The organism is Streptomyces hebeiensis (assembly GCF_052983195.1).
The window spans coordinates 5,140,733-5,155,698 of record NZ_CM129812.1; the positions used below are offsets into that span (position 1 = coordinate 5,140,733).

At 71.9% G+C, this 14,966-nt stretch carries 15 protein-coding genes; 14 read left to right on the forward strand and 1 reads right to left on the reverse strand.

What is annotated here, in order from left to right; genetic code table 11:
* The first annotated feature begins 84 nt into the window (after positions 1–84).
* The 13 genes from ACU6P3_RS22180 to ACU6P3_RS22240 all read left to right on the forward strand — a co-directional run bounded on the left by ACU6P3_RS22180 (position 85) and on the right by ACU6P3_RS22240 (position 13,345).
* Positions 85–1,425 carry a TadA family conjugal transfer-associated ATPase gene (locus ACU6P3_RS22180; protein WP_447193800.1) on the forward strand — a complete coding sequence of 447 codons (1,341 nt, stop codon included), beginning with the start codon at positions 85–87 and terminating at the stop codon, positions 1,423–1,425.
* A 171-nt stretch (positions 1,426–1,596) separates the two neighbouring features.
* On the forward strand, positions 1,597–2,538 hold the full coding sequence (locus ACU6P3_RS22185; protein WP_447193801.1) for a type II secretion system F family protein: 942 nt from the start codon (positions 1,597–1,599) through the stop codon (positions 2,536–2,538).
* Positions 2,539–2,554: 16 nt separating this feature from the next.
* The gene (locus ACU6P3_RS22190; RefSeq protein ID WP_447193802.1) at positions 2,555–3,445 is read left to right on the forward strand and encodes a DUF5936 domain-containing protein; all 891 of its coding nucleotides are present in this window, start codon (positions 2,555–2,557) and stop codon (positions 3,443–3,445) included.
* 190 nt (positions 3,446–3,635) lie between these two features.
* Entirely contained in the window at positions 3,636–4,991 is a 1,356-nt protein-coding gene (locus tag ACU6P3_RS22195) for a sensor histidine kinase (protein WP_447193803.1), read from the forward strand.
* Between the two features lie 129 nt (positions 4,992–5,120).
* Positions 5,121–6,239: a response regulator gene (locus tag ACU6P3_RS22200; protein WP_447193804.1), complete on the forward strand. Its 1,119-nt coding sequence runs from the start codon at positions 5,121–5,123 to the stop codon at positions 6,237–6,239.
* 320 nt (positions 6,240–6,559) lie between these two features.
* Positions 6,560–6,796: a hypothetical protein gene (locus ACU6P3_RS22205; RefSeq protein WP_447193805.1), complete on the forward strand. Its 237-nt coding sequence runs from the start codon at positions 6,560–6,562 to the stop codon at positions 6,794–6,796.
* A 2-nt stretch (positions 6,797–6,798) separates the two neighbouring features.
* Positions 6,799–7,461 carry a pilus assembly protein TadG-related protein gene (locus ACU6P3_RS22210; protein WP_447193806.1) on the forward strand — a complete coding sequence of 221 codons (663 nt, stop codon included), beginning with the start codon at positions 6,799–6,801 and terminating at the stop codon, positions 7,459–7,461.
* A gap of 29 nt (positions 7,462–7,490) precedes the next feature.
* A complete protein-coding gene (locus ACU6P3_RS22215; RefSeq protein WP_447193807.1) occupies positions 7,491–8,090 on the forward strand; it encodes a hypothetical protein in 600 nt (199 codons plus the stop codon).
* Positions 8,090–8,755, forward strand: coding sequence for an OmpA family protein (locus ACU6P3_RS22220; protein ID WP_344274322.1), 666 nt, complete (start codon positions 8,090–8,092; stop codon positions 8,753–8,755). Before ACU6P3_RS22215 ends, ACU6P3_RS22220 begins: the two co-directional genes overlap by 1 nt.
* A 272-nt stretch (positions 8,756–9,027) precedes the next feature.
* Positions 9,028–10,584, forward strand: coding sequence for a polymorphic toxin-type HINT domain-containing protein (locus tag ACU6P3_RS22225; protein WP_447193808.1), 1,557 nt, complete (start codon positions 9,028–9,030; stop codon positions 10,582–10,584).
* 61 nt (positions 10,585–10,645) lie between these two features.
* The gene (locus ACU6P3_RS22230) at positions 10,646–11,260 is read left to right on the forward strand and encodes a hypothetical protein (protein ID WP_447193809.1); all 615 of its coding nucleotides are present in this window, start codon (positions 10,646–10,648) and stop codon (positions 11,258–11,260) included.
* Complete coding sequence (locus tag ACU6P3_RS22235) at positions 11,257–12,474, forward strand: phosphotransferase family protein (protein ID WP_447193810.1); 1,218 nt, start codon at positions 11,257–11,259, stop codon at positions 12,472–12,474. Before ACU6P3_RS22230 ends, ACU6P3_RS22235 begins: the two co-directional genes overlap by 4 nt.
* A 73-nt stretch (positions 12,475–12,547) precedes the next feature.
* Positions 12,548–13,345, forward strand: a complete 798-nt coding sequence (locus tag ACU6P3_RS22240) for a hypothetical protein (protein WP_447193811.1) — start codon at positions 12,548–12,550, stop codon at positions 13,343–13,345.
* Here the strand turns inward: ACU6P3_RS22240 and ACU6P3_RS22245 are convergent.
* Positions 13,342–13,788, reverse strand: a complete 447-nt coding sequence (locus ACU6P3_RS22245) for a DUF192 domain-containing protein (protein ID WP_447193812.1) — start codon at positions 13,786–13,788, stop codon at positions 13,342–13,344. The genes ACU6P3_RS22240 and ACU6P3_RS22245 overlap by 4 nt on opposite strands.
* 87 nt (positions 13,789–13,875) lie before the next feature.
* Between ACU6P3_RS22245 and ACU6P3_RS22250 the strand changes: the two genes are divergently transcribed.
* Positions 13,876–14,859 carry a prepilin peptidase gene (locus tag ACU6P3_RS22250; protein ID WP_447193813.1) on the forward strand — a complete coding sequence of 328 codons (984 nt, stop codon included), beginning with the start codon at positions 13,876–13,878 and terminating at the stop codon, positions 14,857–14,859.
* The last annotated feature ends 107 nt before the right edge of the window (positions 14,860–14,966 follow it).

Here is a 14,966-nt window from a genome sequence, read left to right on the forward strand (position 1 = left end):
CACCGCGACAGCGACAGCAGAGACAACAGCGACAGCAGAGACAACCGAGCAGCAGTACACCAGTACAACCTGGGAGTTGAGGACATGAGCCTGCGGGCGCGCATCAACAGCCCCGAGCCGGCCAAAGGGCAGAGCGAGGAGAGTCTCCTCGTCGGGGTCTACCGCGCCAAGCTCCTTGAGGAGATCGACCTCGCGGAGATGTCCGCGCTGGCGGCGGCCGAGCGCCGGGCCCGGCTGGAGCGGGTGCTCGGCCACATCATCAGCCGCGAGGGCCCGGTCCTGTCGACCATGGAGCGCACGCAGCTGATCCGCCGGGTGGTCGACGAGGCCCTCGGCCTCGGCATCCTGGAGCCACTGCTGGAGGACGCGTCCATCAGCGAGATCATGGTGAACGGGGCGGACCAGGTGTTCGTGGAGCGGGGCGGCCGGCTGGAGCTGCTGCCCATGCGGTTCACCTCCAACGAGCAGCTGATGCAGACCATCGAGCGCATCGTCTCCACCGTGAACCGCCGGGTGGACGAGGCCAATCCGATGGTCGACGCCCGGCTGCCGTCCGGCGAGCGCGTGAACGTGATCATCCCTCCGCTCTCGCTGACCGGGCCCATCCTCACCATCCGGCGCTTCCCCCGGGCCTTCACGCTGCACGAGATGATCGCCCTCGGCTCGCTGGACGAGCACATGATGCTCCTGCTGTCCGGCCTGGTGCGCGCCAAGTTCAACGTGATCGTCTCCGGGGCCACCGGCACCGGCAAGACGACGCTGCTCAACTCGCTCTCCGGGCTGGTCCCGGACGGCGAGCGCATCGTCACCATCGAGGACTCCGCCGAGCTCCAGCTCCAGCAGTCCCACGTCATCACGCTGGAGAGCCGGCCGGCGAACGTCGAGGGCAAGGGCCAGATCACCATCCGTGACCTCGTCCGCAACTCCCTGCGCATGCGCCCCGACCGCATCATCGTCGGCGAGGTCCGTGGCGGCGAGACGCTCGACATGCTCCAGGCCATGTCCACCGGTCACGACGGCTCGCTGGCCACCGTGCACGCCAACAGCGCGGAGGACGCGCTGATGCGGCTCCAGACGCTGGCGTCCATGTCGGAGGTCGAGATCCCGTTCGTGGCGATCAAGGACCAGATCAACAGCGCCGTCGATGTCATCGTGCAGCTAACCCGGCACGCGGACGGTTCCCGCCGGGTCACCGAGATCGCCATCCTGGACTCGCACGGCCGGGAGGAGTACCGGATCGTCTCCGTCTGCCGCTTCCTGGCCGAGCCGATGGCCGCCGACGGGCGCGTGCACGGGAAGTTCGCGTACTATCCGCTGCCCCGGCGCATCGCCGACCGCCTCTACCTCAAGAACGAGCCCGTGCCGCCCGCCTTCGGGGTCGCGGAGACGGAGTCGGACCTGACCGTACGCAAGTCGGTGGCCTGAGCATGCGCCACGCCCGTCACTCGCGCCCGCGCCCGGACCTCACGCGGCCCACTCGCCACTCGCGCCCGCGCCCGGATCGTCGCCCGTCCGTGTGTCCGGCCCGCCGCCGTTCCGGCCCTCCCCCCAGAGCGCGCCGCGCATGTCCCGCCCACCGAAAAGGTCCCCTCCGCCATGGATAACCTCCCGCTGCTGACGATCGGCGTCACCCTGCTCACCTGCGTGCTCGCCGTCGTCGGCCTGCACGTCTACGCGTCGGGCAAGGCCCAGGGGCAGGCGCTCTACGAACGCATGTCCCAGACGGGACCGCCGAGAGCCGGGAGCGGCCGGCCCCGGCGGTTCGTCGCCCTCGACCGCCGGCTGCGCGCCACCTCGGTCGGACGGCGTATCGAGCGCAAGATCGCCGCCACCGGCCTGGACCTGACCCCGGGCGAGTACGTGGTGTACGCGGCGGCCGGGGTGCTCGGCCTGTACTTCGCCGTCGGCGCGGTCTTCGCCCCGTTCTTCGGGGTCCTCGCCGCGCTGATCGGCATATGGGGAGGCAACGCCTTCCTCAACTACCAGCGGGCCAGGCGCACCGAGGCGTTCATCAACCAGCTGCCCGAGCTGACCCGCGTGCTCGCCAACGCCACCCAGGCCGGTCTGGCGCTGCGGACCGCCCTGGCGATGGCGGCCGACGAACTGGACGACCCGGCGGGCGAGGAACTGCGCCGGGTCGCCGACCAGCTCGCCGTCGGACACTCCATGGAGGACGCCCTCGGGGAGCTCTCCGACCGGCTGCCCTCGCGCGAGCTCGTCGTCCTCGTCACCACGCTCGTACTCTCCAGCCGGGCCGGCGGCCAGGTGGTCAGTTCCCTGCGCAACCTCACCGAGACCCTGGAGGAGCGCAAGGAGACCCGGCGTGAGGTCACGACGATGCTCTCCCAGATCAAGGTCACCTCGGTCGCGGTGCCGGTGCTCGGTCTCGGCTTCCTTTTGCTGATCAATGGCATGGGAGACGGCGCGCTGGACAAGATGACGGGGTCGGTCCTGGGCCAGGCGGCGGTCGTCGCGGCCTTCGCCATGTACGCGGTCGGCTTCGTGCTGATCCGGCGGCTGTCCCGGGTCCTGGTCTGAGAAGGGGGGAGGACACATGACAGGTCTGCTGCTCGCGGCCGCGTTCGGACTGGCCGTCTACGGCGCCTTCTTCGGAGTACGTCTCATCCGCGCCGACGCCAAGCTGCCCAGCGACCTCGCCATCGCCCTGGAGGTCGGCGCCGGCCGTACCACCGCGGTCGGCTCCGGCATCGACCGGCTCGGGATGCGCTACGCCCCGGCCGTGCTGCGGATGATGGGGCCCAAGCGGGTCGAGGCGCTGCGCCGCCGGCTGGACATGGCGGGGAATCCGGGCGGCATCACGGTGGACCGGTACGCGGCCCGCCGCGCGGTCTACGGGTTCCTCGGGATCCTGGCGGCGCTCGCCCTGGTGCTACGCGGACAGCCGGTCATCGCGCTGCTCGCGCTCGCGTTCGGACTGGTGTGGACCGATGTGATCATCCGTTCGGCCATCCGCCGGCGCAAGGACGACATCGAACGGACCCTGCCCGACTTCCTGGACGTCCTCGCGGTCGTCGTCTCGGCCGGGCTCGGCTTCCGCCAGGCCCTGGAGAGGGTGGCGGAGAAGTACCAGGGGCCGTGGTCGGACGAACTCCGCATCACCCTGCGCCAGATGGACATGGGCGTCAGCCGCCGCGTCGCGTTCGAGCAGTTGCGCAAGCGCAACGCGTCCGAGCAGGTGTCGATGTTCGTGACGGCCCTCCAGCAGGGCGAGGAGCTCGGTGCCCCCATCGTGGACACGCTGATCCAGATCGCCAACGACATGCGCCGCACCGACGCGCAGAACGCCCGGCGCAAGGCGGCCCAGGCCGTTCCGAAGACCACGCTCGTGGTCACGATGGTGATGCTCCCGGCCACGCTGATGCTGATCGTCCTGGGCTTCTACTACGGCTCGGGGGTGGACTTCGGCGACATCCTGGGCGGGTGACGTACGGGACGCCGCCGATGTGGCGGGACCGCCGCACAGCACGTCGTACGAACGACCCGCCACCACGGACCGACGACTCCGACCGACGACCCCGACCCACGACCCCGACCCACGACCCCGACCCACGACTCCACCGACCTGCACGAAGCGCGATCCAGCCCCGCACAGGAGAACGGGAGGTGACCCCACCATGTCCCCGAAGACCGTCGCACTCACCGGCGGCGCCCACGACGACGCCTTGTCGACGACGGCGAGAGGCGCCGCTCCGCGCCATGTCCCGCCGCTGGCGATCCAGGTCAACGCCCTCCAGGCGCTGTGCCGCCAGGTGTTCGCCTTCAGACTGGCGATGATCGCCCTCGCCACCCCCTTCGCCCTCTCCCGCACCGCCGCGGGAGTGGGCCTCTGGCTTGTCGGTGCGGCCGTCCTCGCCACCTTCATGGTGTCGTACGCCCTGCTGCGGGACTGGGAGCGGTTCGGGCCGTTGCTCCTGCGCCATCCCCTCCTGCTCGGCGTCGACATGATCTTCGGCGCGCTGCTGCTGGTGACGGCCTCCCCGGACTCCACGCTGGCGTACGTCACCATCTGCACGCCCCTGCTGGCCGGGCTCGTCTACGGCTGGCGGGGCGCGGCGTTCTTCGCCGTGCTCCAGTCGCTGTTCGTCGCCGGGGCGTACGCCGTCAACAGCGCCGCGGAGCCCGCTTTCACCGCTCTGCTGCTGCCCGGTCTCTGCGTGATAGCCGGCGCGATCGGCAGCACCCTGCGCAACCTCATGCTCGGCTTCGGCACCGCCAGCCAGGCGCTCACGGAGGCGCGTGCCCAGCTCGCCGTGGCCGGCGCCGTGGAGGCCGAACGAGCCAGGCTCGCCCGCGAGATGCACGACTCGGTCGCCAAGACGCTGCACGGCCTCGCCCTGGCGGCGGACGGCCTGGCGCGGTCGGCGGACCGGATCGACCCCCAGGACGTCAAACGGCAGGCGGAGCTGGTGGCCCGCTCCGCGCGGCGGGCCGCCGCGGAGTCGCGCGAGCTGCTGTCGGACCTGCGGCGCGAGTCGGGACTCGACGGCGGGGTCGACGTGCTGAGGGAACTGGATTCGCGGACCAAGGACTTCGCCCGCCGCCACGGCGTACCGGCCACCTTCCTGCTGATCAGCGGTACGCCGGTGCCGCCCGTCCCGCACGCCGTGGCCCGGCATGTGCTGACGATCGCCACCGAGGCCATGGAGAACGCCTACCGACACGGGCGCCCGAGCCGTGTGAACGTCTCGGCGGGGCCGGTGGGCCCGGTGCTGAGGGTCAGCGTGTACGACGACGGTGCCGGACTGCCGCCGGGCACGACCCTGGCCGACCTGCGGCGGGCGGGCCACTTCGGCCTGGTCGGGATGGTGGAGCGGGCGGCTTCCATCGGCGCCCGGATCCGGATCGGCCGGGGGCGGGCCGCCAAGGGCACCGAGGTACGGCTGGAACTGCCGCTGACCGCCCTGCGGCCCGTGACGCGGAAGCAGCCGGCCGGGCCCTCGGCCGCGCCTCCCGCGCCGGCACTGCGATGACGCCGCACGTGCCGCCACGGGCCCGGGCCGCGGCCGCCGTGAGCCCGCGGAAGCCGTGCGGCCGCGGGGCACATCCGGACCGAGAACACACATCCACCCGTTCGCTCACTGTGAGAGGAGGCCGCGGCCATGACGCACGAGATCCCCGGTGACCCGGGTCCGTACGCGGCACCCCGGCATCCCGCACCGGCAGGACCGCCGGAACGACCGGAACGACCGGAACGACCGGAACGACCGGGCCGACCAGAGCAACGAGGGCGGCCCGGACGGCCCGAACAGGTGTGGGCGCCCGGCGATCCCTTTCCGCGGGCGATGCCGGCCGCGCCGCCGATGCGGGTCGTGGTCGCCGACGACAATCCGGTGGTTCGGGCGGGGCTCACCGTCCTGCTCTCCGGCCGCGACGACATCGAGGTCGTCGCGGAGGCGTCGGACGGCCGCCAGGCGTACGACGAGGCCCTGCGGCACCGGCCGGACGTCATCCTGCTCGACGTGCGCATGCCGGGCGTCGACGGCATCTCCGCGCTGCCGCACCTGGTGGGCCTGGCCCCGGTGCTGATGATGACGTACAGCCGGGAGGGCGAGATCGTGCACGAGGCCCTCCGGCTGGGAGCGGGCGGTTACCTCGTGCACGGGGAGTTCACCGCCGACCAACTGGTCGAGGCCGTACGGGACATCAGTCAGGGCCGGGCCCACTTCACCCACTCGGCGTCGAGCGCGCTGCTGGCGTCCGTACGGGACGGGGGCGCGAGCGGCGGACCGGACGGCGGGCCGGTGGTGCCGCTGCCGGACGGCCTGGGCACGGCGCTCACCGGGCGGAGCCGTCCAGCGAATACACAACAGCAAACATCTGCAAATATATATGAGGCGCCATCCGGTCATCCTTCCCTGTCTACCGCAACGAATCGCCAGGCGGGGGGTGTTGAACAGGAATCAGCCGCTCGGAAATTTCCTCAAAACGCTTCGCTTTCGCAAGTCGATGTGGCACATTCTTCCCAGGGTCGGCAGCAGACCGGTGCCGCCGGGAGCCCTGCCCTGTACGCGGAGCTGAGCCAACGGGAGGTGGAGATCATGGACCTGATCGCGTCCGGTATGACGAATCAGCAGATCGCCGCTGCCTGCTTCATCAGCCAGAAGACCGTCAAGAACCACATCAACCGGATCTTCGGCAAGCTGAACGCGGGAAGCCGCGGCGAGGCGATCGCCCTGTGGCACGGCATTGGCGGAAGGGGGCCGGCGACCCATGGCTGACCGCGAACGGCGCGCCCCGCGCGGCCATGACGGAGACGAGCCGCGCACCGGCGACGTGCCGGGCCCGCGCGGCTGCGGCATACCCGCCCCGGACGCCCGCCCCGCCCCGCGCGCCACACCCGTCGCCCCGTCCTGGCGGGCCCAATCCATGAGTTGGGCCCGGAGTTGGGTCCTCGGGCCCATGGCCGGGAGCACCTCCCCCACGTACGTTTCTCATGTCGCCAGCGAGACCGGCCGGGAGGAAGCCGGAACCGCGAACGGCACCGAGAATTCGTATGCGTCGGCCGACAAGGGGCCGGCCGGCACCGGAGGGGTACCCCATGTCGAACATCACGCTGAAGGCCGCCGCCCACGCCAAGGTCTACGTCGGCTCCTGGGCGAACACCGCCGTGTCGGCGATCAAGAGCCGCCGCGACCAGGGCCAGGGCGCCGTCGAGTACGTGGGTGTGATCGTGCTGGTGGCGCTGATCATCGTGGCCATCGTGGGCTCGGGCGTGGACGAGACGATCGCCGACGGTCTGACGGAGCAGGTCGAAGAGATCCTGAGCGGCGAGTAACCATGCGCCACGCTCGTGAGTCAGGGCAGGCCGTCCCCATCTACATCACGATGGTGGCGGGCCTGCTCTTTCTCGCGCTCGCGTTCTTCACGGTCGGTCAGGCCGGCGCCGCACGCAACGGAGCCCAGGGCGCGGCGGACGCCGCGGCCCTGGCGGCGGCCCAGGAGTCCCGTGACCAGTTCCGTCTCGATCTGGAGGCCAACCTTCTCGACCCCGGCTGGCTGGACGACGTCTTCAACGGAAATCCGCTGGGCACGTACGACGGCTGCCGGGCCGCGAGCCAGTTCGCCGCGCTGAACGACGCCCAGCTGGTCGACGGGGACTGCCGCGCGCTGGGGGACGGCCGGTGGGGCTTCACGGTCCATGTCGAGAACCAGAAGCCGATGGGCGAGAACATCCTGTCGGCGGCCGAGAACAAGCGGGCCGACGCCCACGCCACGGCCGTCGTCGTGCCCCGGTGCTCCTTCGAGCCCGCGGAGGAGGACGAGGAGCCGCCCGCGGACGGGGACGACGGCGACGACGAGGGTGGCGAGGGTGACGACACGCCGACGTCACCCGGCTCCCTCGTTTGCGACGGCGGCGTCCCGTGGACTATCGATCCGGAGCATCTCGACCTCCTCCCGGACATGGCCGACCTGTTCTCCGTCCGTCTGGACGAGGACTGACCGCGAGCGAACGCAAAGGAACCGGATTCATGAGTGTGTGGCACGGGGCGAAGGCCCGTAGGGCGGCGGGGGCCGCCCTCGCCGTGGTGGCGCTGAGCGTGTCCCTGACCGCTTGTGGCGGCGGCGACGGGGGCGGTGACAAGGAGAAGAGCGCCGGCTCGTCGTCCTCGTCCTCCACCCCCGGCGACGCGAAGCCGAAGGAGAGCGACGGCCCCACGGTGCCGGACACCAGCAAGACGCTGGCGACGATCAACGGGAGCAAGGGGCTCCAGTTCGTCATTCACACGGCCACACGTGACGAAGGCGGGTTCCTCACGATCACCGGCACCCTGAAGAACACGTCCAGTTCGTCGGAGACGATCCCGATCGCGTGGAACGGGTCGGAGACGCAGGTCCGCAGGACCGGCCGCTCCCTGGCCGGGTTCACGGTGGTCGACAAGGCGGAGAAGAAGCGCTACTACGTCCTGCGCGACACCGACGGCTACCCGCTGACGACCACCGGCATCAGCCGTCTCGACGGCGGGGCCGCCGAACCGTTCTTCGCCCAGTTCCCGGCCCCGCCGGCCTCCACCACTCAGGTGGATCTCCAGATGCCGCTGATGCCCACCGCGACGATTGAGATCTCCTGATGCGTGCCACGACGCCCCGCGCCCGCGGGGCCTCCGCGCTCGCGGCACGCCCGGCGGTGACGGCGCTCGCGGCGGCGGTGCTGTTCACCGGTGTCCAGTTCACCCTGGCGGCCGGGGCCCGCGCCGACGAGACGCCGAGCGTCCCGCCGGGCACCGAGTCGACCTCCCCGCCGCCCCAGGTCGACGCCAACGCACCGGGCCTCAAGCTCCGGGGCGGCGCCACCCTCGCCCCGGCGAAGGTGCTCGACATCATCTCGGTGGTCGAGTCCCAGGGCGGCGAGGAGCGCCGCGAGGACACCCCGGAGAACGTGAAGATGGCGCTCCAGGCCGAGGTCCTCTTCGGCAAGGACAGCGCCAGGCTGACCTCGTCGGCGAACGCGCGCATCGCCGAGATCGCCGCGGAGATCAAGAAGCAGAAGGCCACCAAGGTCCGCGTCTTCGGCTTCACGGACGACCTCGGCACGTACGAGCACGGAAAGGTCCTCTCCAAGCAGCGTGCCGACGCCGTACAAGGCGTCCTGAACGATCAGTTGGGCTCCGCCGGGATCACGTACGAGGTCCGTGGCTACAGCGAGGACTACCCGATCGCGGACAACAGCAGCGAGGAAGGCCGCAAGAAGAACCGCCGCGTGGAGGTCTCCTTCCCGCGCGGGGAGAGCTCGTAGACCTTCTTCCAGGTCCCACACGAGGGGCGGACCCGCCGCGGGCCGCCCCTCGGCACGTCACAGGGGTGTCTGGGTCGGCCGGATGAGTCCGGTTTTGGGTCCTGGGGCCCAAGACTGGGGGTGTATGAGCCCATAACCTGCTGCGTATGTCGCCATCGGGGGTAGTGCGTCGTTTTCGTCGTCGTGCGCGTCGGCTCGTCCCGCGTACGGATGTGAGATTGCCGGGGCTGCGCGGAAGGCAGCGGGGTCAGGGAGCCATCGAGTACGTCGGGGTGGCGGCCCTTGTGGCCGGCATCGTCGGCGCGCTGGTGCTCACCGGGGTCGGGCCGACGCTTGCCGAGGGGATCGGTACGCAGGTGTGCCGGATCACCGGCGGTGACAACTGCGGCGGGGGAGCGGCCGGCGACGACGAAGCCGCGGGCAACGACGAGGCCGGCACGAACGATGAGACCGGCGGGGACGACGAAGCGAGCGGCGATCCCGGTCCAGGCGATCCCGGCGATCCCGGTCCGGGCGACCGCGATCCCGGCGACGGGGACACCTCCCGGGCCCAGATCGACTACGACGCCGCCCTCAAGGAACTCCAGGACGCCCAGGCCGCCGAGCAGTCCGACTCCGACAAGGCCAAGGAGGCCGCGCGGGAGCTGGCGAAGATCCTCGCCGAAGAACTGGGCATCACCGACGCCCTGAACTGCGTCACCCAGGGCGACATGGGCGCGTGCACGGAGACGCTCATCAACGTGCTCACGAGTCTCGTCGGCGGCGCCGTGGGCAAGCTCGCGGCGAAGTACGGCGCGCCGTGGAAGTGGAAGAAGGCCGTCGAACTGGTCAGAAAGCTGAAGAAGCACGGAGGTGACCTGTACGACGGCCTGAAGAACCTGGTCAAGAACCGCAAGCGGGTGGGTGACGCTGAAGACCGGCTCGCCGACGCGAAGAAGAAGCTCGACGCCGAGCGCAAGAAGAATCCCGAGGACCGGCCGGGCGAGAAGAAGCCGGTCGCCTGCCCCGTCCGGCACAGCTTTCTCCGTGGCACGCCGGTGCTCCTCGCGGACGGCACCAGGGTCGCCATCGACCGGGTTCCCGTGGGCGCTCGCGTCCTCGCCACCGACCCCGTGACCGGCCTGACCCGGGCCCGCGCCGTCGAGCGGACCATCGTCACCCACGACGACAAGGACTTCACCCGGCTCACGGTCCGAGCGGCCGGTGCGTACGCACAGCTCACGGCAACGGACACGCACCCGTTCTGGCTGAGCGGGGAGCGCCGTTGGGCACCGGCCGGCGAACTGGCCCCGGGGGACGAGCTGCGCACCCCCGGAGGCGGGACCCTGGCGGTCGCCGCCGTCGCCCGCCACACCCAGCGGCAGACCACCTACGACCTCACCGTCCAGGACCTCCACACGTACTACGTCGGGGTCGGCGCCGCGAACGCGCTCGTCCACAACAACGACTGCGAGATGACCCCGGAGGAGGCCGAGGGCGCCCGGAAACCGGCCGTGGGCGAGGGCGACGCGAAGAAGTTCAAGGACCACTTCCTCCGGCACAAGAAGCTGATCGAGGACGCGCTGGGGACCAAGTACAAGAAGCTGAAGGACGACGGCCCGAGGTTCCGCGAGGACATCGCGAACGCCATCAAGGACGGCACGTTCGAACTGGTCGGCAAGGGAACGCTGAAGAAGGGCGAGCCCGAGGGCCTGATCTATCGTGGCAAGGGCGTGACCGTCGTTCTCAGGGAGAACGGCGACTTCTGGACGGCCCTCAAGAGCGGTGAGGGGCTCGACACCTCGATCGAGATCACCAAGAAGGTGCCGAAGAAGAAGGGCGACGGGTGAGGCACGAAGAAGTGGTGAGGCGCGGAGCAACCGGCGAGACGCGCGAAGGGCCGGTGAGGTCGTGAACGCGGCGAGCACGCACCGGACCGTGGAGGAGACGCTTCGCGACCGCCGGGTCCGCGACGTCCTCGTCCCCGGCTGGGTGGACCGGGACGGCGACGTACCCGAGTTCCGCCCGCAGCCCGTGGCCGTATGGCTGCGGCTGGACGAGGGTGTGCTGAGGTTCGCGTCGGCCGGCCGGTCCGCCGGTCTGACGGCGGCCCGCGCGGCGGCCGTGGACTGGTCGGACCTCGAGTTGCTGGTGGACGCCGAGGACGAGGTGATCGTCGCCTCGTACGGGGAACAGCTCTTCGGCGACGGCCGGGAGGAACTTGTCTGCACGCGGCTGCGCGTCCACCCCGGGGACGGTACGGGGACATCGCCCGGCACGAAGACGCGGGCCGGTGAGGGAACACCGCCCGGCGCGGAGACGTCGGCGGTCGCGGGAACACCGTACGGACCGGCCGAGTGCGGCTGCCTCGCCCTCGACTTCGAGGGCGGGCACACTCTCTTCCTCGATCCCACCTGGACCTTCGGTATCCGGCTCGGCAACGGGGCGGACGAGAGGCGCCGCCTGGAGCTGTACGGCGGCGGCCCGGCGCCCCTCGTCACCGCGTTCCCCCGGAACGGCGCATGACGCGCGGGGCGCGGGGAGCGCGGACGGTGGTGCCGTTCGGGGACGAGCTCCGTGACCTGCTCGGCGAGCCCCGCCGGGCCCGGGAGCTGGCCAGCAGCCCGCGCTCGCGCGTCTGGCGGGTCGACCTGCCGGACCACGGGCCCGCCGTCGTCAAGCAACTGGTCGGGGGGAACGGGGCGGCTGGACGGTACGCCCGTGAGGTCGCGGCGCTCCGACTGGCGGGCGACGCCGCGCCCCAGGTCGTCCCCCGGCTGCTCGGCACGGAGGACCGGGCACGGCTGCTGGTGCTGGAGCGGCTGGAGCACGGCCGCCCGGCGGAGGGCTGGCAGGTGGGCTACGCGGCGGCGCTGGCCGGGCTGCACGCGGCCGGGCAGGCGGCGCCACGGACGCGGTCGTCGGCGACGCCGGTGACCGCGGCGGCGACAGCGGCGAGTGCGGACCCGGTGACCGACGACCCGGTGACCCACGACCTGATGACCGACGACCTGATGACCGGGGCATCGGCCGACGAGGGCGCCCTGCCCCGTTGGGCCGCCCCCACCGGCACCGACATCGACTCCTTCCTCGCCCTCGCGGACACCCTCGGGGCCCCGCCCGTGCCTTCGGTACGCGACGAGCTGGACGCCCTCGTCCAACGGCTCGCCCGGCCGCCGGCGCGGCCCGCGCTGCTGCACGGCGATCCGTGCCCCGGCAATGACCTGCACACCCCCGACGGCATCCGCTTCATCGACTTCGAACAGGCGTCGATCGGCCGAGGTGTGACAGAACTGGCCTATCTCCGCATCGGTTTTCCCACCTGCTGGTGTGTCACCGCCGCCCCGGAGCCGCTGCTCACCGCCGCGGAGGACGCGTACCGCTCGGCCTGGCACGAGGCGACCGGAGAGGCGGCCCCGGACACCACCACGAGCGACCTCGTCGACGCTTGCGCGGGCTGGCTGATCCGGGGCGACGCCCTCGTACAGCGTGCCCACCGGGGCACCGCCGACCGGCTGGCGAGGCTCGCGCACCGGGACTGGACCTGGGGCACTGCCACCGCCCGGCAACGGCTGCTGCACCGGCTGCGCGTGGTGGCGGAAGCGGTGGAGGACAAGGACGGCGACGACACGTCGCTCGACGGACTGGGAAGGCTGTGCGGCCAGATGGCCGACCGGATGACGTCCCGCTGGCCGCGCCTGGGTCCCGTGCCCGCGCTGCGGCCGGACGATTCGGCCTGAGCCGCCGGTCCGACCGCCCACGGCGAACGAGGAAAACGAGGAAAACGACGAACGAGACGGGGGAGAAGCGGACATGAGGACACGTACCGCGTACAGGACCGGGGCCGCCGTGACCGTTGCCCTGGTCCTCGGACTGACGGGCGCCTGCGGAGGCGGGCAGGGCGACGGCGGGGACGGCGGGAAGGACAGGCCCGACGACCGGGCGAGTACGACGACCGGGGCGACGACGGGACCGCCGGAGCGGGCTCCCGCACCGGCCGCCGCGAGTCCGCGCCCCGGTCTGACCGGCATCGGGGCACGCGACGGAAGGGTCCTGGCGCAGGGCGAGCTGGACCGCGCCGTCCTCGCCACCGGCGACGTGTCCGGTTTCGAGGTCCGCCCGATGGACCCGCCCCCGGCGCGGGGAGAGACCGCCGACAGGCGCGCGTGCGCACCACTCGTCGGCCTGATCAATGGAACACCGGAACCGCGGGCCAAGGCCGTGGCCTACCGTCAGCTCGTGGGGGGGGACGGCAACGGCGGTCCGGCCGTGTCGGAGTTCCTCGGCGCCCACGGCGTCGGTGACGCGCGCACGCTGCTGAGCCGGCTCAGCACCGCCATCGGCTCCTGCGCGGACGGCTTCACCGCACGCGGCGGCGACGGTCCCTCGACGTACACCGGTGTGCGCCGCCTCGACGTGGCGAAGACGGGCGACGACGCGCTCGCGTACGAGGTCACGGGAGACCACGAAGGCGATCCGGTTCCGCTCGTCTTCCATCTCGTACGCGTGGGAGGCACGGTGGCCACCTTCTACACGGCGAACTTCGAGAGCGGCACGACACCGATCCTCCCGGCGGGCCTGCTGACCGCCCAGGCCGCCAAGCTCGCTTAACCCGTCGCTCCCGCCGCGCCGTCCGCCCCGCCGGCCCCGCCGGACGCGGTGCCGCCGTCGACGCTGATGCTCACGCGCGCGCCCGGCCGCAGGCCCCACCGTTCCATGGCTCCGGCCTCCGCCTCCAGGACGTGGCGGGCGCGCAGGCGGGGGAGGGGGAGCCGGCCGGGCTTGAGCGTCTGCACGTCGAGGACGGTCAACTCCTTGTCCACATAGGCGACATCGATCGCGAAGCGCATCCGGAAGGTGTGGACGCTGTTGCAGGGCGTGATGAGCAGCGCGCCCTCGATGCCGTCCCGTCCGAGAAGCCCGCGCCGCCGGGTGCCGTACGACGCGGCGATCTCCAGGGCGATACCGGTGGAACGATTTGTGGGACTCTCCGCCGGGGCTCCGTTCCGCCCGATGACCGTCAACTGACCGCTGCCGTTGCGCCACATGCCCATGGAGGTAGACCGTAGCGGTCCCGCGGCGGGATGTTATGGGCCCCTGGGCCCATGACCGGGCCCGCCGTTGGCCCTAGGGTCGGTGTCGTGTACGCCACGCTGATCGTCGTCGCCGCTCTCTGGGGCGGAGCCACCGGACTGCTGCTGCCACGCGCGGCGTACCGGCTCTCGGTCGAGCCGGACGAACCCTGGCGCCAGGGCTGTCCGGCGGGCCACCCGTTCACCGGCCCGGCCGGGGGCTGGCTGGGCCCGGCGACCTGCGCCACCTGCCGTACGCTCCGGGCGGCCGCGGGCGTGGCCGCCCCGTACACGGCCGGCTCCGTGCCCGGCGGCGACCCGACAAGCCCGGCCGCCGCCCCGGACCCGGCCGCCGCCCCGGACCCGTACGCCGTACCGGATCCCGCGCCGAACCCGGATCCCGCGCCGGCCTCCGGCCCCGCCCCGGATGCGGCCCCGGCCCCGGACTCCGAGCGGGCCCCCACCTCCGACCGTGCCGCCGTCGGGACCGGCCCCGGCCGGGCCGTCCCGTACCGGCCCTCCCTCCTCGTGCCGCTTCTCACCGCCCTCACCTGCGCGTTGCTCGCCGCCGCGGTCGGGGCCCGGCCGGAGCTGGGTGTCTGGCTGCTGCTCGCGCCCTTCGCCGTGCTGCTCGCGCTCGTCGACCGCAATGTCCACCGGCTGCCCGACCAGCTCACGCTCCCCCTCGCCGGAGCGGCCACCGTGCTGCTCGGGCTCGTGGCGCTGCTCCCCGGGCACGGGGGAGCCTGGCACACCGCCGTGCTCGGCGGACTCGCCCTCGGTGCCTGTTACTTCGTGCTGTTCCTGATCAACCCCAACGGGATGGGCTTCGGTGACGTCAAGCTCGCCCTCTCGCTCGGTGTGGTCCTCGGCTGGTACGGCTGGCCGACGCTGTTCGTCGGCGCGTTCGTCGGATTCCTGCTGGGCTCGCTGTACGGGATCGGGCTGATCCTGCTGCGCCGCGCGGGCCGCAAGTCGGCGATCCCCTTCGGCCCGTTCATGATCATCGGGGCGTTCCTCGGCATCGTCCTGGGCGCCCTCGCCGCCCCGTGACCGACGGCAGCGCCCGCCCCGTGACCGACGCCACCGCCCGCCCCGTGACCGACGCCGTCCGCCGATGACCGACACCCGCTCGCCGATCACCGACGGGACCGCCCGAC

Coding starts and splice junctions, on each gene's coding strand:
- ACU6P3_RS22180 (WP_447193800.1), top strand. CDS start 85: ATGAGCCTGCGGGCGCGCATCAACAGCCCCGAGCCGGCCAAAGGGCAG.
- ACU6P3_RS22185 (WP_447193801.1), top strand. CDS start 1,597: ATGGATAACCTCCCGCTGCTGACGATCGGCGTCACCCTGCTCACCTGC.
- ACU6P3_RS22190 (WP_447193802.1), top strand. CDS start 2,555: ATGACAGGTCTGCTGCTCGCGGCCGCGTTCGGACTGGCCGTCTACGGC.
- ACU6P3_RS22195 (WP_447193803.1), top strand. CDS start 3,636: ATGTCCCCGAAGACCGTCGCACTCACCGGCGGCGCCCACGACGACGCC.
- ACU6P3_RS22200 (WP_447193804.1), top strand. CDS start 5,121: ATGACGCACGAGATCCCCGGTGACCCGGGTCCGTACGCGGCACCCCGG.
- ACU6P3_RS22205 (WP_447193805.1), top strand. CDS start 6,560: ATGTCGAACATCACGCTGAAGGCCGCCGCCCACGCCAAGGTCTACGTC.
- ACU6P3_RS22210 (WP_447193806.1), top strand. CDS start 6,799: ATGCGCCACGCTCGTGAGTCAGGGCAGGCCGTCCCCATCTACATCACG.
- ACU6P3_RS22215 (WP_447193807.1), top strand. CDS start 7,491: ATGAGTGTGTGGCACGGGGCGAAGGCCCGTAGGGCGGCGGGGGCCGCC.
- ACU6P3_RS22220 (WP_344274322.1), top strand. CDS start 8,090: ATGCGTGCCACGACGCCCCGCGCCCGCGGGGCCTCCGCGCTCGCGGCA.
- ACU6P3_RS22235 (WP_447193810.1), top strand. CDS start 11,257: ATGACGCGCGGGGCGCGGGGAGCGCGGACGGTGGTGCCGTTCGGGGAC.
- ACU6P3_RS22240 (WP_447193811.1), top strand. CDS start 12,548: ATGAGGACACGTACCGCGTACAGGACCGGGGCCGCCGTGACCGTTGCC.
- ACU6P3_RS22245 (WP_447193812.1), bottom strand. CDS start 13,788: ATGGGCATGTGGCGCAACGGCAGCGGTCAGTTGACGGTCATCGGGCGG.